The sequence below is a fragment of the Desulfobacter vibrioformis DSM 8776 genome (genome assembly GCF_000745975.1).
Classification (GTDB): Bacteria; Desulfobacterota; Desulfobacteria; order Desulfobacterales; family Desulfobacteraceae; genus Desulfobacter; species Desulfobacter vibrioformis.
Map to the genome: position 1 here is coordinate 105,656 of NZ_KN050796.1, position 23,393 is coordinate 129,048.

The window sequence follows — 23,393 nt, forward strand, 5'->3', positions numbered from 1 at the left end:
TAAAGTAAAAGGAGTTTTTATGAGTCAGAAGGAAGATAACGAATGTATACATTTGGACCTGTCTTTACCCTATAAGGTCAAGGACATAGGTCTGGCCGAAGACGGGCACAAGGACATGCAGCTGTCTGAAAAAGAGATGCCCGGGCTTATGGCCATCCGGGAAAAATACGGTTCCCAGAAACCGCTCAAGGGCCTGAAAATTACCGGCAGCCTGCATATGACCATTCAAACGGCCATGCTTATTGATACATTGTATGAACTGGGTGCGGACCTGCGCTGGGCCTCATGCAATATTTTTTCCACCCAGGACCATGCTGCCGCTGCGATCGCCGACAAGGGCACGGCTGCTGTATTTGCATGGAAGGGCGAAACCCTTGAAGAATTCTGGTGGTGTACGGAACAGGCCCTTACCTGGCCGGACGGATCCGGTCCGGACCTGATCGTGGACGACGGCGGCGATGCCACTCTGTTTGTTCACCAAGGGGTTAAAGCTGAGGCTGATCCATCTATTTTTGACAATAAAGTCAACAGCCTGGATGAGCGCTGTCTCATGGACCGGCTGCAGGTCAGTTATCATCAGGATAACCAGCGCTGGACAAATATTGCCAAAAAGATTCGCGGCGTCTCCGAGGAGACCACAACCGGTGTTCACCGGTTGTACCACCTTGCCTCTGCCGGTGAGCTGCTGTTCCCGGCCATCAATGTCAATGATTCAGTGACCAAATCCAAATTTGACAACCTTTACGGCTGCCGGGAATCACTGGCCGATGGTATCAAACGGGCCACAGACGTGATGCTTGCAGGCAAAACAGTAGTTGTGGCCGGATACGGGGATGTGGGCAAAGGGTGTGCTGCTTCCATGAAAGGGTACGGCGCCATAGTACTGGTTACCGAGATTGATCCCATCTGCGCACTCCAAGCCGCCATGGAGGGCTACGAGGTGGTCACCATGGACCAGGCCGTAACCCGGGGCGATATTTTTGTTACGGCCACGGGCAACTATCATGTCATTACCGGTGCCCACATTGCACAGATGAAAGATGAATCCATCATCTGCAACATCGGGCACTTTGACAGTGAGATTGAGATGAGTTTTCTGGATAACCATCCCGACGCCCAGAAGATAACGATCAAGCCCCAGGTGGACAAGTGGATACTGCCTTCGGGCCGTTCGGTCATTGTCCTGGCCGAAGGGCGTCTGGTCAACCTTGGCTGTGCCACAGGGCATCCCAGTTTCGTCATGAGCAACAGCTTTTCCAACCAGACCCTGGCCCAGATCAAACTGGCCCAGGAGGACCTGGAGAAAAAAGTATATACCCTGCCCAAGGAACTGGATGAAGAAGTGGCAAGACTGCACCTGAAAAATCTGTCCGTTTCTCTGACAGAACTGACCCAGGAACAGGCTGATTATATTGGTGTGTCTGTCAAAGGTCCGTTCAAACCGGATTATTACCGGTATTAATCCCTGCCCGCAAATCATGTAAAAAAGGCGGCCTTTGCGAAGGGGCCGCCTTTTTGCATTCTAAATTCTGAATACGGACTGTTGAACCTGATGTTCAGAAAAGTGAATTCTTATATTTTATAAAATTATCAATAAGTTATATTTAGAATGTCAATGTAATGACATGTGAATGTCAAAAAATTTGAACTTTTTGCCCGGCATGGGGGCATAAAAAAAGGTAGAAGCTGACGTGTAGAAATGAGAAATAATGAATTTATCAAAAAAATCAATATATTAGGTTTTTAAAAATATTTTAACAAAAGACCTGTTGTGTTTGGCACATCATTTGCTACTTATTATCTTCAAGTAACAAATATAGAACCAATTCATCTTTTTTTCCTTTTCCGAAGAAGGCTGCCGAAACCCGGCAGCCTTCTTTGGTTTTAGAGGACTACGAACGATCACGCCGGCACTCTGAATTTTAAGCCTGGAAGTACTAGGTAAAACGATTTAGGGATTCGGAAAAAATAAATGCCACAGATATAGAATGCCCGGGCTTAGTTAAAAATTTAAAAAGCCCGGGCATTGGATTTTGTTAAATCGTGTTTTACCGAAAAATCATCCGTCTGCGCTTTGCAATATCGGCAACTTTTCGTCCAAACACGTGTTTTGGTGTTTTGCGTTCAATTATTAAATAAAAGGTGATCAGGCATCTAACATGACGCTGGTTGCTTTAATTACAACGGTCACTTCTTTTCCTGCTGCAATGCCCAATTTTTCTACGGAGCTGGTTGTAATGGCAGACGTAATCTCTACACCCGGTGCAATTTCAATGGTGGCCTCAGCCATTACCTGGCCTTTTTTAACTTCCTTGACAGTGCCCTTGATAAGATTTCGTGCGCTTAGTGTCATAATGAATTCCTTCCTCTTTATTAAATGCTTGAGCAATAAATTAATTTTTTGAAAAAGTCAATTGGAAATAATCTGACCTGTGATGATGCAGGTTATCCGTCATCTGCCGCAAGGCAGCCTGCTGGTTTCCACATGCATTCAGCGCCTGATTTTTAATTAGCCTTGGGCCGCACAAAATTGTGCCGCCTTTCTGATGCGCCGGACGGTTTTCTCTTTTCCCAACGCAATGAACATTTCAAAAATGCCGGGACTCACTGTTGTGCCGGTGACCGCCACCCGCAGGGGCTGGGCAATCTTTCCGAACCCAAGCCCTGTCTTTTCCATGAGCTGTTTAAACACCGTTTCCTGGGCACTCTGGCTGAAATCATCAAGACCTTCCAGGGCATCGGCACATGTGTTTAAAAGATTCAGGGTTTCAGGTTTAAGAAATTTTTTGGCAGCCTTTTCCTCAAACTCAATTTCATCCATGTAATAGAACGCGGCCCCCTGGGCCATCTCCACAAGGGTTTTGCTTCTGGGCTGAAGTGTTTCAATTACCCCCTGGGTAAAGGCATCGTTTTGGGCGTTAATGCCAAGGTCAGCCAGTTGGGGCACAAGGTCGTCCCCCAACTCTATGGGATTCTTTTTCTGGATGTGTTTGGCGTTCAGGGCATACAACTTATCCATGTCAAACATGCCCGGGGAACGGCCAAGATGTTCGAGGTCGAATTTTTCGATAAGCTCCCGGCGTTCAAAAAACTCCTGGTCGCCATGGGACCACCCCAGCCTGACCAGATAGTTGATCAGGGCATCGGCCAGAAATCCCATCTTTTTATACTCCCCCACGGACATGGCCCCATGACGTTTGCTCAGCCTGGCCTTATCCGGTCCCAGCACCATGGGGACATGGCCGAACACCGGCAACTGGGCGCCCAAGGCCTGGTAAATCAGAATTTGTTTGGGGGTATTCACCAGGTGGTCATCCCCCCGGATAATGGTGTTGATGCCCATGGTGATGTCATCCACCACCACCGCAAGGTTGTACATGGCCATACCTGAACTTCTCTGGATGATGAAGTCATCAATTTCCGTGTTCTGGAAAGCGGTACTGCCCTTGACAATATCATCCACAATGGTGACGCCGGTGTCCGGGGTTTTCAACCGCACCACGGTGTTATCCCCTTTTTTAAGGCCCCGGTTCCGGCACTTCCCGTTGTACATGGGCTTCAACCCTTTGGCCTTGGCCTCTTCGCGCATGGCATTAACCGCTTCGGGGGTGCAGTCGCAATAGTAGGCATGGCCCTGTTCAACCAGGCGGTCAATGTGTTCATTATAAATATCATGACGCTGGGTCTGGAAATAGGGGCCGTCATCCCAATCAATTCCCAGCCATTCCATAGATTCCAGAATGGCATCCACGGATGCTTTTGTGGACCGGGCTTCATCGGTATCTTCTATACGCAGCACAAATCTGCCCCCGTTTTTTTTTGCCCACAGCCAGTTGAAAAGTGCGGTCCTGACGCCGCCGATATGCAGGTAGCCGGTGGGGGAGGGCGGAAAGCGTGTAATTATTGTATTCATTATGATCTCCAAAGGTTAAACTTTACGAACAACAGGCGGTACAGGGTATTTGGGTCTGTACCGCCTGAATTCGTACAAAAAGGTGTAAAATCGACGCTTTATCTATCATAATTTCGGGGTCCAAAGCAATATGGCAGAAGGACAAAATCTGATTAGGTTGATTAAGCGCATTCTTTCCGGGATTCTTTGGTTGACTTTAAATGGAAAATAGGGTAGTTAAATATGTTCTAAATTTTGGCATGTAATAAACAAAAATCAAATAAAATAATGTAGTTAGGAGATAACCATGGCTGTACCCAAACAGAAAAGTTCCAAAGCAAGAGGAAGAAAAAGACGTACCCATTATAAAACCGGTGCCCCCACTTTAAGCGTATGTTCCGAGTGCCAGGAGCCTAAGCTTCCCCATACGGCCTGTCCTGAATGCGGTACCTACAAAGGCAGGGATGTAAAACCGGGCATGGATGCAGACGATTAGTTTTGCCGGAAAAACGTCAAGGAGTCAGAACATGACCATTGAAACCAAAGTAAGAAAAATTATTGCTGAAAAGATTCCCGGCATTGATATTGAAGATGTGGTTCCCCAGGCGTCTTTGATCGAAGATCTTGGCGCTGATTCTCTGACTGTTGTTGAGCTTATCATGTCCATGGAAGAGGTCTTTGAAATTGAAATTGACGATGACCAGGCCGAGAAGCTGTCAACAGTCCAGGATATTTATGATTTCATATCATCGAAATCATAAATAGATATAAAGGTCCGGGTAGATATGGATAAGAATAAACAGATCATCATCGGCAGCGACCATGCCGCGTTTGAATTAAAGGAAAAGATTAAGGACCTGCTCACCCGCCTTGGCTATGAGGTTGAGGATGCAGGCACCCACAGCACTGCTTCGGTAAATTATGCCGATTTCGGCAAAAAGGTAGCCAAGTCAGTTTCCGACGGTAGATTCAGCCGGGGTATTCTTCTGTGCGGCACCGGCCTTGGCATGTCCATTCAGGCCAACCGGTTTAAAGGCGTACGGGCAGCCCTGTGCTCGGATATCTTTTCCGCCAGGATGAGCCGGCAGCACAATGATGCCAATATCCTGGTCATGGGCGGTCGTGTGATCGGTGATATTCTCGCCTTTGAACTGGTCAGGGAATGGCTTGCCACCCCCTTTGAAGGCGGCCGCCATTTGGACCGTATCCGTTCTATAGATTAAGAAAGGCGCGATTGAATTATGGAAAATATGCAATTTATCAAATCTTGCGATCCTGAGATTGCCTCAGTGATTGACAGTGAATACAGCCGGCAGGAATACGGGCTGAATCTCATTGCTTCGGAAAATACGGTGAGCCGGGCAGTCATGGAAGCCCAGGGCTCCATCATGACCAATAAATATGCTGAAGGATATCCGGCAAAACGGTATTATGGCGGGTGCCAGTACATGGACCAGGCGGAAAATCTGGCCATTGAACGGGCCAAAGAGCTGTTTGGCGTGGAGTTTGCCAATGTTCAGCCCCATTCCGGATCCCAGGCGAATATGGCGGCTTACTTTTCCGTGCTCTCCCCCGGGGATGGGATTTTGGCCATGGATCTTTCCCATGGCGGACATTTAACCCACGGTTCAGGGGTGAGCTTTTCCGGTCGTTTGTTTAATTTTTCCCATTATGGTTTAAATCCTGAAACCGAGACCATTGACTTAAACCAGGTGGAAGACTTGGCCCGGGCCAATAAGCCTAAAATGATTGTGGCAGGGGCTTCGGCCTATCCCAGGATCATTGATTTCAAAGGCTTTTCCGAAATTGCCAAGGCCTGCGGCGCGCTTTTTTTGGTGGATATGGCCCACATTGCAGGGCTTGTGGCGGCAGGTGTACACCCCTCACCCGTGGGATACGCAGACATTATCACCTCCACCACCCATAAGACCCTGCGCGGTCCCCGGGGCGGACTGATTCTTTCCGGCGCTGATTTGGGCAAAAAAATAAATTCCCAGATTTTCCCCGGTATCCAGGGCGGTCCCTTAATGCATGTTGTTACGGCCAAGGCCGTGGCGTTTAAAGAGGCATTGTTGCCCGGATTCACCGAATACCAGAAACAGGTGGTTAAAAATGCCGCTGTACTGGCAGCGGTGCTCATGGACAGGGGCTATAAACTGGTGTCCAATGGCACGGATAACCACATGGTCCTGGTGGATTTTTCCGGACGGGATATCACCGGAAAAGATGCGGAAGAGCGCCTGGGCAGGGCGAATATCACGGTGAATAAAAATACCGTACCCAATGAAAAACGAAGCCCATTTGTTACGTCCGGGGTACGTATCGGCGTGCCGTTGATCACCTCCCGGGGCATGAACGAAGATGCTGTGGGCGCTGTGGCCGGGTTTATCTGCGATGTTCTGGATGACGAGGCCAATGTGCCAACCGTTGCTGTCAAGGTCAAAGAACTGTGCACCCGGTATCCTTTATATGGGGATACGGCCTGCTGATGCCCCCTGTTTTCCCTGATGCAGCAAACGCCCATGACGACGGTCGTCCGTCCTGGGACGCTTATTTTATGGCCATCACAGACCTTGTGGCCTCCAGGGGTACCTGCCTTCGGCGAAAAGTGGGCGCAGTGCTGGTCAAGGATAAACGCATTTTATGCTCGGGCTATAACGGCGCGCCTTCCCAAATTCCCCATTGCATACAAACCGGCTGCCTCCGGGAACAGCTCAAGGTGCCTTCCGGAGAAAAACATGAGCTTTGCCGGGGCGTTCATGCTGAACAGAACGTGATCATCCAGGCCGCCTACCACGGGATCTCTGTGGCCGGTGCCTGGCTGTACTGCACCACCCAGCCCTGTTCCATCTGCGCCAAGATAATCATCAATGCCGGGATTAGAAAAGTGTATTTCAAGGAGGGATACGACGATCCCCTTTCCCTGGAAATGTTTGCCCAAGCCGGGGTGGAACTGATCCGGCTTGACTGACAAAAACATGGAACGGTCTGCCACCGTTCTTCATCCAAGAGACTGATATGAAGTGCCCCTATTGTGGAAATCCGAACACCAGAGTGGTGGATTCACGGCCGGGAAAAATTGAATTCGAGGTTCGGCGCAGGCGGGAGTGCCAGGAGTGCAACCGGCGCTTTACCACCTATGAACGGGTGGAACAGGTTCCTGTCATGATCGTTAAAAAGGACAGCCGCCGGGAGGAGTTTGACAGGGAAAAAGTGCTGAGGGGAATTCAGAAAGCCTGTGAAAAACGGGCCATCAGCGTCAAGCAGATCGAAGATATTGTGGATGACATTGAACGGGACCTGCGGGAAGGCCGGGACCAGGAAGTGCCTGCCAAGGCGGTGGGTGAGAAAATAATCAATGCCCTCAAGGATCTTGATGATGTGGCCTATGTCCGGTTCGCTTCCGTGTACCGGGAGTTCAAGGATGTAACGGATTTTATCCAGGAACTTGAATGCCTGATTCATAAGGAGAACCGGTCCACAGATGCCAAGCCGGGTATAGAAGGCCCTGTCAAGATTGATGACTGATCCGGACTATATGGCAAGGGCACTGGAACTTGCAGCCCGGGGCAAAGGGTATACCTCCCCCAATCCCTGCGTGGGTGCTGTGGTGGTAAAAGACGGCCAGATCATTGGCCAGGGCTTTCATCCTAAAGCCGGCGGTCCCCATGCCGAGGTGGTGGCCATTGATGATGCTGCGGCCCGGTTCCCTGAAAAACTGGCCAATGCCACCATTTACGTCACCCTTGAGCCCTGCAACCATTTCGGTAAAACCCCGCCCTGCACCCATAAAATTCTTAACGCAGGTATTTCCCGGGTTGTTGTGGCGTGTAAAGACCCCAACCCCAATGTTGCGGGGGGCGGGATTGAATTTTTAAGAAAAAAGGGTCTGGAGGTGGTATCAGGGCTTATGGCCCAGGAGGCCTTGACCCTGATCGAGGACTTTGTCTGGAATGTCCAGCACACACACACACCTTTCGTTACTTTAAAATGTGCGGCCACCCTTGACGGGTATATTGCGACCAGAACCGGGGATTCCCAGTGGATTACATCCGGTGCATCCCGGAACTTCGGCCATGAACTTCGCCACCAGAATGATGCCATTCTTATCGGATCCGGTACCCTGCATGCGGATGATCCGTCCTTGACCGCCAGAATTGAGGGGAAACCGTCCCGGGACCCGGCCCGGATAATTCTGGATACCCGTTTGACAATTAAAGAGGACGCCAAAATCGTGATCCAGCAATCAAGCGCCCCCACGATTATTGTCACAGGTCCGGATTGTGATTGCGCCAAAATCCGGCGGCTCAAAGACAGGGGCGCACAGGTTCTTGAATGCCGGGTCTTGGAAAATATGCTTGATTTAAATGACCTGATGATTAAATTAAGAAACCTGTCCATCACAAGCCTTCTGATTGAAGGCGGGGGGCGGATAGCTGCATCGGCCCTGGCCGCAGGGATTGTAAACAAGGTCTGCTATTTCCTTGCCCCCAAGATCATGGGCTCAAATGACGGCATCCCGGTGTTCAACGGCCCGGGGCCTGAAAAGATAAAAGACGTGTTTGAACTGGCCCGGGTGACTACCCGGCACTTCGGTTCCGATATCCTGGTCACAGGCTATATTGAACCCCGGAATATGCCGGTTGGCAATGGGCAATAATAGGGGGAACTAATTTTTGTTTACTGGAATCATAGAAAGTCTGGGCACCATTCGGCGCATTGAAACCCAGGGCGAGGGCAAAATTCTGGTGATTGCCTGCGACCTGGATCTTTCCGGTACAGGCATCGGGGATTCCATTGCCGTGAACGGGGCCTGCCTGACTGCTGTCAGCCTTGGCAAAGGGCAGTTCAAGGCGGATATGGCACCGGAAACCGTATCCCGCACCACCTTCGGGTCACTTGGACCCGGATCACGGGTCAATATTGAGCGGGCCTTGAAATTGTCGGACCGCATAGACGGGCACCTGGTATCCGGACATATAGACGGTACTGGTGTGGTTTTAAAAATTGAGACCCGGAGCAATGCCATCATATATGACATCCAGGTGCCGGAAAATCTTGCCTGTGAGATGATAGAAAAGGGTTCTGTGGCCATTGACGGGATCAGTCTCACCATCAACCAATGCTGGAAAAACGGTTTTTCAGTGAGCATTATTCCCCATACTGCAAAGATTACAACCATCGGATTTAAAAACGTGGGGGATCGCGTCAATATTGAGACGGATATGCTGGGAAAATATGTAAAAAAATTTTTATCAGGGCAAAGGAAAAGCGCGAATAGTGCCAATGACGCCGGTGCTGATGCCGGCGTGGACATCAGTATGTCATTTCTTGCCCGGAACGGATTCTTGTAAAGGATAGACAAAATGCCGCATTTAACCATTGAACAGGCGATTGCAGATATAAAAAACGGAAAAATGGTCATCCTGGTGGATGACGAGGACAGGGAAAACGAAGGGGATCTGACCATGGCGGCCCAGGCCGTAACCCCAGAAACCATCAACTTCATGGCCACCTACGGCCGGGGGCTTATCTGTCTGTCCCTGGATTCAAGCATTGCCGACAAGCTTGACCTGCCCATGATGGTTGAGCATAACACTTCCCAGTATGGTACGGGGTTTACGGTCTCCATAGAGGCCAAACACGGTGTGACCACCGGCATATCCGCCGCAGACCGGGCCACCACTATTTTGACGGCAGTGGCTGATGAAACAGGTCCCCAGGACATTGCAAGACCTGGCCACATTTTTCCTTTACGGGCCCGGGACGGCGGGGTCATGGTGCGCATCGGCCAGACCGAAGGGTCTGTGGATCTTGCACGCCTGGCAGGGCTCAAGCCCGCCGGTGTCATCTGTGAAATCATGGATGATGACGGCACCATGGCGAGGATGCCTTCCCTTGAACAATTTTCCGAAAAGCACGGCATCGGCATCTGCACGGTGGCGGATCTTGTTCAATACCGGTTAAAAACAGAAAGCTTTGTAAAACGGGCTGCGCAAACCGTTATTCCCACCCGGGTGGGCGGTGAATTCAAAATCATTGCCTATGAGAATGATATTGACAATCTTACCCACATTGCTCTGGTTAAGGGGGAAATTGACCCGGAAAAGGCGATTCTGGTGCGGGTGCATTCCGAATGCATGACCGGGGATATCTTCTCTTCTCTGCGCTGTGACTGCCAGGACCAGCTTCACCGGGCCATGAAAATGATGGATGAAGAAGGCTGCGGCGTTCTTCTGTATTTGCGCCAGGAGGGCAGGGGGATCGGTCTGGTGAATAAATTAAAAGCCTATGAATACCAGCGCCAGGGCCTGGATACGGTCCAGGCCAATGAAAAGCTTGGATTTTCCGCTGACATGCGTGATTACGGTGTCGGTGCCCAGATGCTGGTGGATCTGGGTGTACGCAAAATGCGTCTGCTCACCAATAACCCTAAAAAGATGGTGGGTCTTCAAGGCTACGGTCTGAGCGTTGTGGAACAGGTGCCCATTGAAGTGGCGCCCAATACCTATAACCAGGGGTATTTGAAGTGCAAGCAGGCTAAGATGGGTCATCTACTACACATTAAATAATGCTTGGACAAATACTCACCCATCTGCGGCGTTGCTGCAAACATTTGCAATCCTCACATACTTTAAGTATGCTCCGGTTCCAAATGTTCTTGCGCCTTGCATCTGGGCAAGTCTTTGTCCAAACATAGTGTTACTAAATATAAGGAAAATAAATATGCCTCAGATAATTGAAGCCAATCTAAATGCCAAGGGCAAAAAATTTGGTCTTGTTGCCGCCAGGTTCAATGATTTTATTGTGGACAAACTTGTATCAGGTGCCGTGGATGCCTTGATTCGAAGCGGTGCACAGGATAAGGATATTGCCATTGTCAAAGTGCCCGGTGCCTTTGAAATCCCTTTGGCAGCCGCCAAAATGGCTGCTTTGAAAAAATATGACGCCATTATCTGTCTAGGTGCCGTAATCCGCGGGGCCACCACCCATTATGATTATGTATGTGCCGAAGTGTCCAAGGGTATTGCTGCCGTCGGCCTTGAGGCCAAAGTTCCGGTGATGTTTGGCATTCTCACCACTGAAACCATTGAGCAGGCCATTGAACGGGCCGGTACAAAAGCGGGTAACAAAGGCTTTGATGTGGCCTTGGGCGCCATTGAAATGGCAAACCTGTGCGCGGCTATGGAATAGCACATGGGTGACAGGCGCAAATCCCGGGAACTGGCCCTTCAGGCCCTGTTTGCCCTGGATCTCAATAAATCGGATCTGAATAAATCGGATCCGGATAAAACCGGTTCCCCCCAGCAAATGGATGAATTCCTTGAACAGCACGGGGAAGATTTAAGTGAGTCCACCCGTGTTTTTTTTCTGACCCTTGTGGACGGGGTGCAGGAGAACCGTGAAAAGATAGACACGCTTCTGGATCAATGGGCCAAAAACTGGAAGATTTCCCGAATGCCGGCAGTGGACAGGAATATCATGCGCATTGCCGTGTTTGAGATGCTTAATTTGTCGGATATTCCGTCCTCGGTATCCATTAATGAGGCGGTTGAAATCGGCAAAAAATTCGGCACCCGGGATTCCGGGCCGTTCATCAACGGGGTGCTGGACCGGATCAGGGCACTGCATGGGCTATAGACCAGGACGTAAAGAACAAGGAGGATGTTTTGATTATACAAAAACTTGAAGTCGGCCCCATTATGGCCAACTGCTTTATTCTGGGGTGTGAAGATACAAAACAGGCCGCTGTCATTGACCCGGGCGATGATGCAGACCGGATACTCATGGCCCTTGCCAAGGCTGAACTAAAGGTAAAATATCTGATCAACACCCATGGCCATTTTGACCATGTGGGGGCAAACAAGCGGATGAAGGAAGCCACCGGCGCCCAGATCGCCATTCATCCGGATGATGAACCCATGCTTTTAGACCTGTCCCGCCATGCGGCCATGTTCGGTCTTGGCGCAGAAAATTCCCCGCCTGCCGATATTCATCTCAAAGACGGCGACACCATCTCCTTTGGCAATATTACCTTTGAAGTGATTCACACCCCGGGACACTCACCCGGGGGGATTTGCCTTTACACCCCCGGCCACCTGTTTGCCGGAGACACCATTTTTATGGGCTCAATCGGCCGCACCGACCTGCCTGGCGGCGATTATGACACCTTAATTTCTTCCATCAAGACCAAGCTGCTGAATTTGGACGAAAACACCATTGTTTATCCAGGGCATGGGCCTAAGACGTCCATTGCCAATGAAAAGCGGATGAACCCTTTTCTCAGATAATGTCTGAAAATTTTTTTTTACCCCGGATCACAGATATTGTGATCCGGGGTTTAAATTTTGATCTTCCCTTTGAACTGGCTGCTGCCCGGTTTTCCCGGCAAGAGGGCACAGTGGTGCTTTTGTCCGGATCTGATCTGGACTGTGCCCGGTATCATATCCTTGGTGCAGACCCCTGGCTGACGCTGAAAGGAACAGGGGAGACGATCTGTCTTAACGTCAAAGATTCAGCCGGGTGCTTTGTCTGCCATGAAACAGACCAGGATCCGTTTGACCTGGTTGATACCCTGGTAAAAAAGCTTTCTTTTTTGGATAAGGCATTCAAACTGCCTGTGACCGCCGGCCTGTTCGGTTATTTTGCCTATGATTTAAAAGACAGAATCGAAAACCTGCCCCGGACCTGTGTGGGCAATGGTTTGCCCGATATCTGCCTGTATGCCCCGTCCGTTGTTTTGATCCAGGATCGAAAAACCTGTGAAAACTGGCTTTGTCTGCCTGTATTTGACCGGGATAAGGGACAAGAAGATGTTCTGGCCCGGGAAGAATACTTTTTAAAGCGGCTTGAACAATCCTGGCACCCCGGTGCTTTCTGCGCGGATGGCACAGGATTTGTCTCTTCATTTGCCAAACCGGAATATCTGTCAGCCGTATCACAGATTATTGCGCATTTAAGACAGGGTGATATCTACCAGGCCAATCTGTCCCAGCGTTTTGAAACCGGTTTCAACGGCGATGCCTATGCCCTGTTTTTAAAGTTGTTTGAAAAGAATCCCGCGCCATTTTTTGCCTTTATCCAGGCCGGGGACCACCAGGTGGTTTCCACATCTCCCGAACGCTTTCTCAAAGTTGAGGGCAGCACCGTTGAATCCCGGCCCATCAAAGGCACCATTTCCCGGGGAAACACGCCTGAACAGGACAGGGAAAACGCGGGAACCTTATCCCGGAGCACCAAGGATGATGCTGAACTGACCATGATTGTGGATTTGATGCGCAATGATCTGTCCCGGATCACAGAACACGATTCTGTGGACGTCACAGCCCATAAACGCCTGGAACCCTATGACAATGTGTTTCATCTGGTGTCTGTGGTTAGAGGCCGCCTGAAAGCGGATGTTTCCTGCGCTGGAGTGGTCCGGGCCGCTTTTCCCGGGGGATCCATCACCGGCTGTCCCAAGATCCGCGCCATGGAAATCATTGATGCGCTGGAACCTGTAAAGCGTCATGTGTATACCGGTGCCATCGGATATTTAAGTTTCCACGGCACCATGGATCTCTCCATTGCCATTCGCACGGCCGTGGTCCATGACGGGCGGCTGTTTTTTTCCGTGGGCGGCGGCGTGGTCTATGATTCGGACCCTGAGAAAGAGTTTGAAGAGACCCTGGCCAAGGGAAAGACCCTGATGGACACCCTGGCACAAGGGGCGGGCCAACATATTGAAAAATCAATCATTGCCTGGGTAAACGGCTGCTTTGTCCCCCAGGACCTTGCCCGGGTGCCTGCCGGTATCCCAGGTTTTTTATACGGAGCCGGCCTGTTTGAAACCATCCGGGTGGACGCGGGAATTCCCCTTCGACTGCCTGAACATACCAGGCGTCTTGAACAATCCTGGGGCGCTGTGTTTGGTCAATCTTTGCCGGATATCTGCTGGGAATCGGTTGTCGAACAGCTTATTTCCCAAAACGGGTTTGAACAAAAAATCTGCGCGGTCAAGCTTGTGGCGGCAAAGGATGAGCGGCCGGGGCGGCATGTGTTTGTCGCCGCTTTTATCCGCACCTATATGCATCGTCTTGAACTGCTTGGCAAAAAAAGCCTTGATCTGGTTGTCTTTCCCCATGCCAGACACTCATTTCTGGCAGACCATAAATCCATGAATTACCTGTTCTACGACCTGGCCCGGGCCTTTGCCCTTGATCATGGCGCGGATGAATCCCTGATTTTAAATTCAGACAGCACTGTGTCTGAAACAAATACCTGCAATATTATGGCCCTGGATGGTAAAAATATGGTCATACCTGCTTCCAGTCATGTGCTTGACGGGATAACGCTTGGGTGTGTCATACAGATCATGGCAAAAAAAGGCTTCACCATAAACCGGGTTGCTTTGGATGTTGAACGGTTTTGCACTCTGCCGTATGTGTTTGTAACCAATGCGCTCATGGGAATGGTACCGGTCCGGCGCATTGACAACACGATGCTGAATATAGACCCTCTGCTTTGCCGCCAGGTCAATGAAATCCTCTTATCTGCTTGATGAACAGACCGAATGCCTTGTCTGTCTAAAATTTTTGAACCCGACCCGTTGAGCCTGATCCGTTGAACCTGATCCGTTGGTCATCCTGTTTTTTATCTGCAATGAACGGACAGCCTTGAATTTAAGGGTTGAATAGGCTATTTTCCTATTCGTTGGTAAAAAAGAATGGATACAAAAAATGAAATACATCAATTTTAAAATCAATCTTATCATCATTTTTGCATTTCTGTTTTCCTTTGCAGGACCGTCGCATGTCTGGGCAGGTCCCAGGGCTGTGCCGGTGGCACCCTCTTTTGATTTTAAATCTGTTCTTGAAGGAGAGAATTTCACCCATGATTTTATCATAAAAAACCAGGGTGATACGCCCCTGAACATTACCGGGGTCCAGCCCCCCTGAGGCTGTGACAAGAAAGCCTATGACAGGCAGATTCCCCCGGGCGGGGAAGGAAAAATAACCATTGGTGTTAAGACCGCAGGGTATGGCGGGCGTGAGCTGATTAAGAAAATTCTGGTTAAAACCGATGATCCCGAAAATAAAAAATTTTATTTGAGAATTGCCGGCAAAGTTAAAGAGATTGTCAAGATCAGTCCCAGCACCGTAAACCTGAGCGGGGAACCCGGTCAGACCTTAAGTGACGTGGTCACCATTGAACCGGTGCAGGGGGATGAATTAAAGATCCTTGACATGACGCTTAAGTATAATAAGCAGATAAAGGCTGAACTGATCAAGCCCGGTCAGGGGGAAAAAATTTGGCAGGTCAGGATTTCCTGCGATTCCGACAGTCCTGCGGATATTTATGATTTTATTACATTGACAACAGACAACCCCCATAAACCGCATTTGAGAATCAGGGTTTATGCCATTTTTGAAAAGGCAGCGTATCGGGAAAAGAGTGATTCAAATATACATGGAAACAAATGAGCAGCCCAAGGAATCTAACCGAATGGATACAGCACTAATTAAGGCCGTTGTGTTTGACTGCGACGGTGTCATGTTTGATACGGCCCGGGCCAACCGCATATTTTATAATGATGTTTTGGTTGGTTTTAACAAACCACCCCTTGATGATGAGCAGTTTATAAACGTTCATATGATGACGGTAAAAGCTGCTGTTGAATATCTTTTTCCGGAAATGGATGACCACCGGCCTGTATATGAGATGATCAAACGCATCGGCTATGAAAGTGTCGTCCCCTTTATGCTGATGGAACCGGGCCTGATTGAGCTGCTGGATGCCATAAAGCAGGCTGGTATGGTGCGCGGTGTGGCCACAAACCGGACCAATACCATGGAAAATGTGCTTATTGAACATAAGCTGAAAACCGCTTTTGATATTGTTGTCACGGCATCTGATGTGGCCCATCCCAAACCCTTCCCTGATCAGCTTGAAAAAATAATGGGGGCTTATGCGCTGCTGCCCCGGCAAATTGTGTTCATCGGGGATTCCATATACGATAAGAAAGCGGCTGAATCTGCTGGCACCTGGTTCATTGCATTTAAGCATCCCGGGCTGCAAGCCCATGCCCATGCAGTATCTATGGATGAGGTGGGAGAACTGTTAAAGTTAAACAAATATAATTCTTGACAAATCAGCCAATCATCATTAAATCTTACAAGATTTTTAAATAGAATTGAAGTTAGGTGCAGGGTCAAGGCACCTGACAATTATACTGGTAGTTAACTATAGATAAGGAGAATGACGTATATGTCTAAATTAGTTGCACCCCACGGCGGGAAAGGTCTTGTATGTTGCAAGCTTGAAGGCGCAGAACTGGCAGCAGAACTGAAAAAAGCCGAAGGTCTGAAAAAAATCGAAATCTCTTCCCAGGTTAAAGGCGACCTGATCATGCTCGGTATCGGCGGTTTCTCTCCGCTGAACGGCTTCATGACCAAAGCCGACTGGAAAGGCGTTTGCGAAGACTTTCTGCTGGCTGACGGTACTTTCTGGCCGGTTCCCGTTATGCTCGACGCTGCGGCTGCTGATGCTGCAGAGATCAATGTTGGCGATGAAATCACCCTGGAAAGAAACGGTGAAATCTATGCCACCATGAAGATCGAAGAAAAGTTCGAGATGACCGAAGACGAGAAAAAATGGGAATGTGAGAAAGTTTATAAAGGTCATGGCGAAGAGTCTGCTGATGACGTATTCTGGAAAATCGCCATGGAAGATCATCCCGGCGTTCAGATGGTTATGGCCAGAAAAGAGTTCTGCCTGGCTGGCCCTGTAAAAGTTCTTTCCGAAGGCGAATTCCCCGAAAAATTCAAAGGCGTTTACCTGACCCCGAAAGAAACCCGCGCTATCATGGATGAAAAAGGCTGGGCCAACGTTGCTTCCATGCAGCTGAGAAACCCCATGCACAGGTCCCATGAGCATCTGTGCAAGATCGCCCTTGACGTATGTGACGGCGTTCTGATTCACTCCCTGATCGGTAACCTCAAACCCGGCGACATCCCCGCAGAAGTTCGTATCAAATGTATCGATCGTCTGATCCAGGATTACTTCGTACCCGAGCACGTTATTAACGGCGGATATCCCCTGGACATGAGATATGCCGGTCCCCGTGAAGGCCTGCTGCATGCTACCTTCCGTCAGAACTACGGTGTTAACAGAATGATCATCGGCCGTGACCATGCCGGCGTTGGTGACTTCTACACCCTGTTTGAAGCACAGGAAATCTTTGACAGCATCCCCATGCCCGAAGACGCTGGCAAACGCCTGCTGTGCGAACCGCTGAAAATTGACTGGACCTTCTACTGCAAGAAATGCGACGGCATGGCTTCCATGAGAACCTGCCCCCATGGCAAAGACGACCGTGTTATCCTCTCCGGTACTAAACTGCGTCACGCCCTGTCCAACAACCAGCCCGTTGTTGATCACTTTGGCCGTGAAGAAGTTCTGGTTATCCTCAGAGAATACTATGCCAGCCTGACCGAGAAGGTTGAAGTAAAACTGCAGAGCCATGCAGAAGGTACAAAGATGTAAGTTAAGGACTTTCCTTTTCTGACATCCGTTTTGTGATGTAAATTAAAGCGGCTTTTTCCTGATTACAGGAAAAGCCGCTTTTATTTTATTTAGGTAAGGGAAATACGGCAGTTTGGGCCTGTCACCAGAAGATTGTTGGTAACAGTGGACTGGATATGCTCCATTTTACTTCCCAAAAGAATTTCCTTAATTAAACCGTGTCCATAGGCCCCAAGAACGATCAAAGAGTCGTGGGGCACCTCATACAGCATCCGGTCAAATTCGGAAGATTCATAGAAACACCATTCATTGACATACTGATCCACAAGTTCCTCAAGTTCCGAACCCCGGACCATATCCCGGTAAACATCCTCGTTGTTATTTTCAAGTACGGTATAAATTTTCAACGGAAATCCCGAGGCCATGGCGATTTTCAGCCCCAGGACAAGGGCGTTCATGGCATTGGATGACCCGCCGAAAAAAACGGATATACTTTTCCATGCCTTGAACACGGGGCTTGCAATGAGAATGGGAAAGGTGGCCTGTTTAATCATCCGCCGGACCTTGGGCCCCAGATGTCCCAACCCTATTTGGGATGAGCGGTCACTGACCGAACGCTGGGAGCACATATAATCAAATTGGCTGGATATATCCGGCAGGGTGGAGGCGGTAAAGTTTTTGGGTTCATAGAACCTTGGCGGAATCCCGGCCTCATCAAAAAGCGCAATGACATGTTCATGGGCAGTCTCCGGAAAGGCTAAAAATGAGCTGTCCAGGTTCACCTGTACCACATCATTGGAAAAATACATTAAGAACTTATCTGTTTTAGGGATATACACAACAGGATAGGCATTGATGGTTTTACAAAAATGCAGGGACTGCAAAAAGGTTTCCCTGCCAAAGGGGGTATTCCTGAAAATATGAAGCAGTTTATAATTCATTTCAAGTCTCCTTGGGCCCATGAACAGGGGGGCGGGATCATTGTATATTGGTCTGCATGATCAGTTCCCTGCGGTACAGATCAAGTATCCGTGCCTTGGAAATCATCCCGGAAAATCTGTGGTGATCCACCACCGGGATATGATCAATGTTAAAGGTCTCCATGAATTCCAGTACATCATGGAGATCATCGTCAAAGGATGCTGTCACCATATCCGTATCCATGATCTGGTTAAGAAAGATCATGTCATAAAAGGCTGGGTCCAAGGCATATTTCCTGATATTTGAAACACGAACCATCCCCAGGTAGTCGCCGGTCTTATCTGCTATAACCGGGTAATGGTCGCGGTCTGAATTGCGGATTTTATTAATAAAATCCCTGAAAATCATATTTTCCGATACAGTGGTGTAATTGGTGTTTATGATTTCGTTTAAGCTTAAATCCGACAAAATTCTTGCATCTGTTCCGGGCCGCATGAATTCGCCGCGTTCAATAAGGTCTTTGAAATAAAAGGAAGAGGGCTCAATAATATGGCTTAACGTTGACGAAATGGAAGAAACCAGCAGCAAAAGCAAAATAGCCTCGTAGCCGCCGGTAATCTCTGCAATCAGAAAAATACTGCTCAATGGGGCCTGCATAACCCCGGACATGATACCGGCCATGCCTAAAAGGGCATAGGTACCTTCCGAGGCCACTGCGGCATTGGGGAAAACAAACATCATGGCCTTGTAAAATACCACCCCGGTAAGGCTGCCGATGAGCAGGCAGGGCGCAAATATGCCACCGGAGCCGCCCCAGCCAAGGGTTATGGCCGTGGCAAATATTTTTAGAAAAATACCGATGAATATGAGCCAGAAAGCCATGTGAAACGTGCCGTCCACCATCTCAATGATCGGATGATACCCCTCGCCCAGCACCATGGGCATGAAGATTCCCATGGTTCCCACTGTGCAGCCGCCGATCATTGCCCGAAGCCAGGGAGATACCGGCGTCCGTTTGGCTAAGGCGCCAACTGTTCTGAGCATCCGTGTAAAAATCACGGATATCAAAGCGGTGAACAGGGCAAGCCCGATGCTGCCCAGAATATCACCTGTAAAAATACTGAAGGTGTGATGCTGGAAAAGCTCTTTTTTAGGGATAATGGCTTCACTGATCTGGGCCCCGGCCACAGCAGCAATGGTAATGGGAATAATATTGACAAATTTCCATTCCCCAAGAATGATCTCAACGGAAAAAATAAGACCAGCCACAGGGGCGTGGAAAATGGAAGCAATGGCACCTGCTGTACCGCAGCCCACCAATGTCATGCGCTGCCTGTCATTCAGGCCTAAAAATTTAGCGATATTGGAGCCTATGGCAGATCCGCTCATGACAACCGGGGCCTCAGGACCTGCGGAGCCGCCGCTGGCAATGGTGAAAAAACTGGATATAAGCCTGGAAAAGGTGGAGCGAAGCCGTAATAGCCCCCCCCGTCTGGATACGGCATATATAACTTCCGGCACACCATGGCCTGCACCTTCCCGCATAACCTTGTCAAGAAATAAAAATGAGATCAGGGCCCCTATTCCGGGCAGAATAAAGGCCCAGGCATACTGGCGGTACGGTTGAAAAAATTCAAGAACCGCGGCCAGGGAAAGCCTTAATGTCACGGCTGCAAGGCCTGCAAAAACACCGACAACTGCGCCGGCAGTCATCAGCACAAGCCGGTCATCAAAAAGAAAAAATTTTGCGTAAAAAATGTTATAGATTTGCTTAAGTTTGCGCATGAGATGGGTCCGGATAACCACTTACATCTTTTGGGCTAGGTGCAGGGCATCAATTTTTTCGATCAACTCGGATTGTTCCGGGCAGGTTTTTAAAAATTCACTGAACTGCCTGTTCCGTAAACAAAAAGATAGAGAGGAGAGCAGATAAAGATGGAACTTTAATTCCGGGAACAGGATGAAAAACAGGGTAGATACAGGCTGGTTGTCCAATGCATGATAATTCACGGGATTTTTAAGGAAGCAGGCTGCAATCATGGGCTGGTCAAGATATTCAAGGGGGGTTCTTGGGTGGGGAATGGCAATACCGCCGCCAATCCCTGTGGACAAAGCCTCTTCCCTTTTAACAAGCTGCCGGACAAGATCGGTTCTGCAATCATCCGGTACGGCCTTAATTCTTTCAACGCATGCGCTAATTACGGACGGCACATCCGGTCCTGTGTCAATCTGGTGATACACACCGCCGGTTTCAAGGGCAGTGGACAAAGAGATCTCCTCTTCGGTCTCAGGTCCCTGGACCGGGCGGGGTTCCAGGTTAAGGGAAATATGGTTTTTCGCAGCCCAGTTTTTCAAATCCCTGGCATGAAAGCCGTAGGTGCTTCCCTTTTTGGACACAGGCAGCTTTCCCTGGCGGATCCAGCGCTCTATGGTTGTACGGGATACCCCTAAAGACTTGCATAACTCAGATATTAGAATTTCCATTTTTTTTATTGCCGCCGCCTGCTGTATGATAAATTTCATTTTAAATTTTGGTAATTATATAAACTAAACCCGCCGGAATAACAACCCCGCTCAGGGTAATCACCAGGACCCGCGCGCGTAGACATTGATATCCAAGCGCTTATCATCTGGATGGCTTTTTTATCTTTTGAAGGGCAAGTTATCAAGCGTGTCGTGGTGCATAAAAATAGTTGCACCAAAGCGATCTGCGGTCTTACCCGCAGGCACATGAAAAACCTTATCAGTACAAAATCGGCAACACTACATTTGTAAAATATATTTAAAATTCAATATATTAAATAATTAAGAAAAATTTTTCGGGACAATAACGGCCCCTGGCATGGTTATAGCTATACAGCGATCTGTTAAGTTTCGAACGTGAGGAATTAAAAAACGATATAGCCCGGGCCATGGTTCCGGAAAAATAACAGTTCGTCAGGGAGAGCAAATATGACCCAAAAATCGGTATTCAGTGTCTGTGGCATGTGTACGGTACGCTGCCCCATCCAGGTAGAAGTTCAAAATGGCCAGGTCGAATTTATTTCAGGCAACCCCCATGTACCGGCCATGAAGGGGGCTGTGTGTCCCAGAGGTGCGGCAGGTACGGCGCTTCTCCTTGACAACGAACGTCCCCGGACGCCGTTGATCAGAACCGGAGAACGCGGGGAAGGTAAATGGCGCAAAGCCGGATGGGACGAGGCCCTGGACTATGTGGCGGAAAAACTTAACCAGGTAAAGGCTGGGTATGGGGCCCGGTCCATTGCATTTTCCGACAGAGGGGGGCCTTTCAGGGACATGCACCGTGCATTTCTCAAAGGCCTTGGCACCCCTAACTACAACAACCACGACTCGTCCTGTGCCAAAAATGTCCAGCATGCGGCGCTCTCCTTGACCGGCATGGGCAGAAAAGCCGTGTTCTACGACTTTAAAAATGCAAAACACGTCGTACTTCAGTTCAGAAATATCTTTGAAGCCATCAATGTCCAGGAGGTCAATGACCTTATGGATGCCCTGGAAAACGGATGCAAACTCACGGTGATTGATATCCGGGCCAATATCTCTGCGGCCAAGGCTACCGGGTTCATGATGATCCGGCCGGGCACCGACTATGCCTTCAACCTGGCGGTGATCCACGAAATCATCAACAAGCGCCTCTATGACGAACGCTTTGTTTCCCGCTATATGGAAGGGTTCAAAGCGCTTGAAACGTTTGTCACTCCCTATACCCCTGAATGGGCGCAGACAGAAACAGGCATTGCCGCAGCAACGCTTCGCAGTTTTGCCCAGGAGCTTGCCAAGGCAGCCCCTTCGGTGATCTGGCACCCTGGATGGATGACAGCCAGATACAAGGACTCTTTTTATATCTGCCGATCCATTTACATTATTAATGCCCTGCTCGGGGCGTACGGTACCAGGGGCGGTCTTCCCTTTGTATTAAAACCCGGGGATGTGGGCGCAAAAAGTTTAAAATCCTTTATGGATCTTTATCCCGAACCGGATGAAAAACGCGCCGATGGCGCGGGATGGAAATACACCCATTTTGAGGATGGTCCAGGCCTTGCCCATTTAATGTTCAAGGCCATTGAAGAACAGGAACCCTATCCCGTAAAGGCATACATCGCCTACCGCCATGACCCGCTCATGGGATATCCGGACCCGGACCGGCTGCGCCGGATATGGGACAAGCTGGATCTTCTGGTTTCAGTGACCTTTTCCTGGTCAGACACAGCCTGGCATTCAGACGTGGTCCTGCCGCTTTCCACCTATCTTGAACGTGAAAGCATCATTGCCACAAAAAATGCGTTGAAACCGCAGTTTTTTGTCCGCAAACGGGCCGTGGCGCCAAGATATGACTCCCTGGCGGACTGGGAGATTATCTCAGAGCTTGCCCGCCGCATGGATCTGCCTGACCTGGTCTTTGACCGGGTGGAGGATGTATGGAATTTCCAGCTTAGGGAAACCGGCCTCACCATTGAGAACTTTGATGCCAAAGGGCTGGTGGACCTGGCTGATGAGGCGGTTTATAAAAATTTCGATGAATTCACCTTTGAAACCGCTTCCAAAAAGATTGAAATCATATCTGAAAACCTGGAGGAAAACGGTCACCTTTCACTTAAGCCATATGAACCGCCGGCATTTCCAAAGGAAGGTCAATTCCGTATGACCTTTGGCCGCTGCGCCATTCACACCCAGGGCCACACCGTGAACAATCCGCTTTTAAACGAACAAATGCCGGAAAACACTTTGTGGATCAACACGGCCGAGGCCCGAAAGCTTAATATATCAGACCAGGACATTGTCACCGTGAGCCAGAACGGCTACTCGGAAACCATCCGGGCCTATGTTACCGACCATATCCACCCGGACGCCGTCTTTGTGATCCACGGATTCGGCCACCGCATTAAGGCCGAAAGCCGGGCGTTCGGCAAAGGTCTTGCGGATAACAAATTCATGGCAGGCGGCCTGGACATCTGGGATAAAGCCGGCGGTGCCATTGCGTACCAGGAGCATTTTGTCACGGTATCCAAGGGATAAGGGACCCGGGCTGCCCGCCTTGCATTGGAGACGTGCAATA

General features: G+C 49.4%; 23 protein-coding genes. 18 read left to right on the forward strand and 5 right to left on the reverse strand.

The window, feature by feature from the left end:
• Positions 1 to 19 precede the first annotated feature (19 nt).
• Positions 20 to 1,462 carry an adenosylhomocysteinase gene (gene ahcY / locus Q366_RS19635; protein WP_035242597.1) on the forward strand — a complete coding sequence of 481 codons (1,443 nt, stop codon included), beginning with the start codon at positions 20 to 22 and terminating at the stop codon, positions 1,460 to 1,462.
• 684 nt (positions 1,463 to 2,146) lie between these two features.
• Here the strand turns inward: ahcY and Q366_RS19640 are convergent.
• Positions 2,147 to 2,353, reverse strand: coding sequence for a TOBE domain-containing protein (locus tag Q366_RS19640; RefSeq protein WP_035242599.1), 207 nt, complete (start codon positions 2,351 to 2,353; stop codon positions 2,147 to 2,149).
• A 156-nt stretch (positions 2,354 to 2,509) separates the two neighbouring features.
• Positions 2,510 to 3,913, reverse strand: a complete 1,404-nt coding sequence (gene gltX, locus Q366_RS19645) for a glutamate--tRNA ligase (RefSeq protein WP_035242601.1) — start codon at positions 3,911 to 3,913, stop codon at positions 2,510 to 2,512.
• A gap of 286 nt (positions 3,914 to 4,199) precedes the next feature.
• Here gltX and rpmF point away from each other — a divergent pair, with 286 nt between their 5' ends.
• From rpmF to sat, 16 genes are all read left to right on the forward strand, one after another.
• Positions 4,200 to 4,388, forward strand: a complete 189-nt coding sequence (rpmF, locus tag Q366_RS19650; protein WP_035242603.1) for a 50S ribosomal protein L32 — start codon at positions 4,200 to 4,202, stop codon at positions 4,386 to 4,388.
• A gap of 31 nt (positions 4,389 to 4,419) precedes the next feature.
• Positions 4,420 to 4,653 carry an acyl carrier protein gene (gene acpP / locus Q366_RS19655; RefSeq protein ID WP_035242605.1) on the forward strand — a complete coding sequence of 78 codons (234 nt, stop codon included), beginning with the start codon at positions 4,420 to 4,422 and terminating at the stop codon, positions 4,651 to 4,653.
• Between the two features lie 24 nt (positions 4,654 to 4,677).
• A complete protein-coding gene (gene rpiB, locus Q366_RS19660; RefSeq protein ID WP_035242607.1) occupies positions 4,678 to 5,115 on the forward strand; it encodes a ribose 5-phosphate isomerase B in 438 nt (145 codons plus the stop codon).
• A gap of 18 nt (positions 5,116 to 5,133) precedes the next feature.
• Entirely contained in the window at positions 5,134 to 6,381 is a 1,248-nt protein-coding gene (gene glyA, locus Q366_RS19665; protein WP_035242609.1) for a serine hydroxymethyltransferase, read from the forward strand.
• The gene (locus tag Q366_RS19670; RefSeq protein WP_035242610.1) at positions 6,381 to 6,863 is read left to right on the forward strand and encodes a deoxycytidylate deaminase; all 483 of its coding nucleotides are present in this window, start codon (positions 6,381 to 6,383) and stop codon (positions 6,861 to 6,863) included. Before glyA ends, Q366_RS19670 begins: the two co-directional genes overlap by 1 nt.
• 47 nt (positions 6,864 to 6,910) lie before the next feature.
• A complete protein-coding gene (gene nrdR, locus Q366_RS19675; protein ID WP_035242612.1) occupies positions 6,911 to 7,420 on the forward strand; it encodes a transcriptional regulator NrdR in 510 nt (169 codons plus the stop codon).
• A complete protein-coding gene (gene ribD, locus Q366_RS19680; RefSeq protein WP_035242614.1) occupies positions 7,413 to 8,552 on the forward strand; it encodes a bifunctional diaminohydroxyphosphoribosylaminopyrimidine deaminase/5-amino-6-(5-phosphoribosylamino)uracil reductase RibD in 1,140 nt (379 codons plus the stop codon). The genes nrdR and ribD overlap by 8 nt, the downstream gene beginning before the upstream one ends.
• 16 nt (positions 8,553 to 8,568) lie before the next feature.
• Positions 8,569 to 9,246 carry a riboflavin synthase gene (locus Q366_RS19685; protein WP_035242616.1) on the forward strand — a complete coding sequence of 226 codons (678 nt, stop codon included), beginning with the start codon at positions 8,569 to 8,571 and terminating at the stop codon, positions 9,244 to 9,246.
• A 12-nt stretch (positions 9,247 to 9,258) separates the two neighbouring features.
• Positions 9,259 to 10,464 (forward strand): bifunctional 3,4-dihydroxy-2-butanone-4-phosphate synthase/GTP cyclohydrolase II, encoded by a 1,206-nt coding sequence (locus Q366_RS19690; RefSeq protein ID WP_035242618.1) that lies wholly within the window; start codon positions 9,259 to 9,261, stop codon positions 10,462 to 10,464.
• Between the two features lie 154 nt (positions 10,465 to 10,618).
• Positions 10,619 to 11,086, forward strand: coding sequence for a 6,7-dimethyl-8-ribityllumazine synthase (gene ribH / locus Q366_RS19695; RefSeq protein WP_035242619.1), 468 nt, complete (start codon positions 10,619 to 10,621; stop codon positions 11,084 to 11,086).
• 3 nt (positions 11,087 to 11,089) lie between these two features.
• A complete protein-coding gene (gene nusB, locus Q366_RS19700; protein ID WP_035242621.1) occupies positions 11,090 to 11,533 on the forward strand; it encodes a transcription antitermination factor NusB in 444 nt (147 codons plus the stop codon).
• Between the two features lie 29 nt (positions 11,534 to 11,562).
• Positions 11,563 to 12,183, forward strand: coding sequence for an MBL fold metallo-hydrolase (locus tag Q366_RS19705; protein WP_035242623.1), 621 nt, complete (start codon positions 11,563 to 11,565; stop codon positions 12,181 to 12,183).
• Positions 12,183 to 14,432 (forward strand): aminodeoxychorismate synthase component I, encoded by a 2,250-nt coding sequence (gene pabB, locus Q366_RS19710; RefSeq protein ID WP_035242625.1) that lies wholly within the window; start codon positions 12,183 to 12,185, stop codon positions 14,430 to 14,432. The genes Q366_RS19705 and pabB overlap by 1 nt, the downstream gene beginning before the upstream one ends.
• 178 nt (positions 14,433 to 14,610) lie before the next feature.
• The gene (locus Q366_RS22255; RefSeq protein ID WP_281175515.1) at positions 14,611 to 15,354 is read left to right on the forward strand and encodes a DUF1573 domain-containing protein; all 744 of its coding nucleotides are present in this window, start codon (positions 14,611 to 14,613) and stop codon (positions 15,352 to 15,354) included.
• A 22-nt stretch (positions 15,355 to 15,376) separates the two neighbouring features.
• Positions 15,377 to 16,018 (forward strand): HAD family hydrolase, encoded by a 642-nt coding sequence (locus Q366_RS19725; RefSeq protein WP_035242631.1) that lies wholly within the window; start codon positions 15,377 to 15,379, stop codon positions 16,016 to 16,018.
• Between the two features lie 120 nt (positions 16,019 to 16,138).
• Positions 16,139 to 17,416 (forward strand): sulfate adenylyltransferase, encoded by a 1,278-nt coding sequence (gene sat / locus Q366_RS19730; RefSeq protein ID WP_035242633.1) that lies wholly within the window; start codon positions 16,139 to 16,141, stop codon positions 17,414 to 17,416.
• An 89-nt stretch (positions 17,417 to 17,505) separates the two neighbouring features.
• Here sat and Q366_RS19735 read toward each other — a convergent pair whose 3' ends face one another.
• Genes Q366_RS19735 through Q366_RS19745 form a run of 3 tightly spaced genes read right to left on the reverse strand, consistent with a single transcriptional unit; the run spans position 17,506 to position 20,800 of the window.
• Positions 17,506 to 18,336: an adenine nucleotide alpha hydrolase family protein gene (locus Q366_RS19735; protein WP_035242635.1), complete on the reverse strand. Its 831-nt coding sequence runs from the start codon at positions 18,334 to 18,336 to the stop codon at positions 17,506 to 17,508.
• Positions 18,337 to 18,373: 37 nt separating this feature from the next.
• Complete coding sequence (locus Q366_RS19740; RefSeq protein WP_035242713.1) at positions 18,374 to 20,101, reverse strand: chloride channel protein; 1,728 nt, start codon at positions 20,099 to 20,101, stop codon at positions 18,374 to 18,376.
• 21 nt (positions 20,102 to 20,122) lie between these two features.
• Positions 20,123 to 20,800 (reverse strand): PTS sugar transporter subunit IIA, encoded by a 678-nt coding sequence (locus Q366_RS19745; protein WP_035242715.1) that lies wholly within the window; start codon positions 20,798 to 20,800, stop codon positions 20,123 to 20,125.
• A gap of 468 nt (positions 20,801 to 21,268) precedes the next feature.
• Between Q366_RS19745 and Q366_RS19750 the strand changes: the two genes are divergently transcribed.
• A complete protein-coding gene (locus Q366_RS19750; RefSeq protein WP_035242637.1) occupies positions 21,269 to 23,353 on the forward strand; it encodes a molybdopterin-dependent oxidoreductase in 2,085 nt (694 codons plus the stop codon).
• Positions 23,354 to 23,393: the final 40 nt, after the last annotated feature.

Excerpts from the sequence above, each read along its gene's own strand:
- Q366_RS19670 (WP_035242610.1), top strand. The coding sequence starts at position 6,381 with ATGCCCCCTGTTTTCCCTGATGCAGCAAACGCCCATGACGACGGTCGT.
- glyA (WP_035242609.1), top strand. The coding sequence starts at position 5,134 with ATGGAAAATATGCAATTTATCAAATCTTGCGATCCTGAGATTGCCTCA.
- rpmF (WP_035242603.1), top strand. The coding sequence starts at position 4,200 with ATGGCTGTACCCAAACAGAAAAGTTCCAAAGCAAGAGGAAGAAAAAGA.
- Q366_RS19740 (WP_035242713.1), bottom strand. The coding sequence starts at position 20,101 with ATGCGCAAACTTAAGCAAATCTATAACATTTTTTACGCAAAATTTTTT.
- sat (WP_035242633.1), top strand. The coding sequence starts at position 16,139 with ATGTCTAAATTAGTTGCACCCCACGGCGGGAAAGGTCTTGTATGTTGC.
- Q366_RS19725 (WP_035242631.1), top strand. The coding sequence starts at position 15,377 with ATGGATACAGCACTAATTAAGGCCGTTGTGTTTGACTGCGACGGTGTC.
- gltX (WP_035242601.1), bottom strand. The coding sequence starts at position 3,913 with ATGAATACAATAATTACACGCTTTCCGCCCTCCCCCACCGGCTACCTG.
- ribH (WP_035242619.1), top strand. The coding sequence starts at position 10,619 with ATGCCTCAGATAATTGAAGCCAATCTAAATGCCAAGGGCAAAAAATTT.
- Q366_RS19690 (WP_035242618.1), top strand. The coding sequence starts at position 9,259 with ATGCCGCATTTAACCATTGAACAGGCGATTGCAGATATAAAAAACGGA.
- nrdR (WP_035242612.1), top strand. The coding sequence starts at position 6,911 with ATGAAGTGCCCCTATTGTGGAAATCCGAACACCAGAGTGGTGGATTCA.
- ribD (WP_035242614.1), top strand. The coding sequence starts at position 7,413 with ATGACTGATCCGGACTATATGGCAAGGGCACTGGAACTTGCAGCCCGG.
- Q366_RS19745 (WP_035242715.1), bottom strand. The coding sequence starts at position 20,800 with ATGGAAATTCTAATATCTGAGTTATGCAAGTCTTTAGGGGTATCCCGT.
- Q366_RS19750 (WP_035242637.1), top strand. The coding sequence starts at position 21,269 with ATGACCCAAAAATCGGTATTCAGTGTCTGTGGCATGTGTACGGTACGC.
- Q366_RS19735 (WP_035242635.1), bottom strand. The coding sequence starts at position 18,336 with ATGAATTATAAACTGCTTCATATTTTCAGGAATACCCCCTTTGGCAGG.
- rpiB (WP_035242607.1), top strand. The coding sequence starts at position 4,678 with ATGGATAAGAATAAACAGATCATCATCGGCAGCGACCATGCCGCGTTT.
- ahcY (WP_035242597.1), top strand. The coding sequence starts at position 20 with ATGAGTCAGAAGGAAGATAACGAATGTATACATTTGGACCTGTCTTTA.
- nusB (WP_035242621.1), top strand. The coding sequence starts at position 11,090 with ATGGGTGACAGGCGCAAATCCCGGGAACTGGCCCTTCAGGCCCTGTTT.
- acpP (WP_035242605.1), top strand. The coding sequence starts at position 4,420 with ATGACCATTGAAACCAAAGTAAGAAAAATTATTGCTGAAAAGATTCCC.
- pabB (WP_035242625.1), top strand. The coding sequence starts at position 12,183 with ATGTCTGAAAATTTTTTTTTACCCCGGATCACAGATATTGTGATCCGG.
- Q366_RS19640 (WP_035242599.1), bottom strand. The coding sequence starts at position 2,353 with ATGACACTAAGCGCACGAAATCTTATCAAGGGCACTGTCAAGGAAGTT.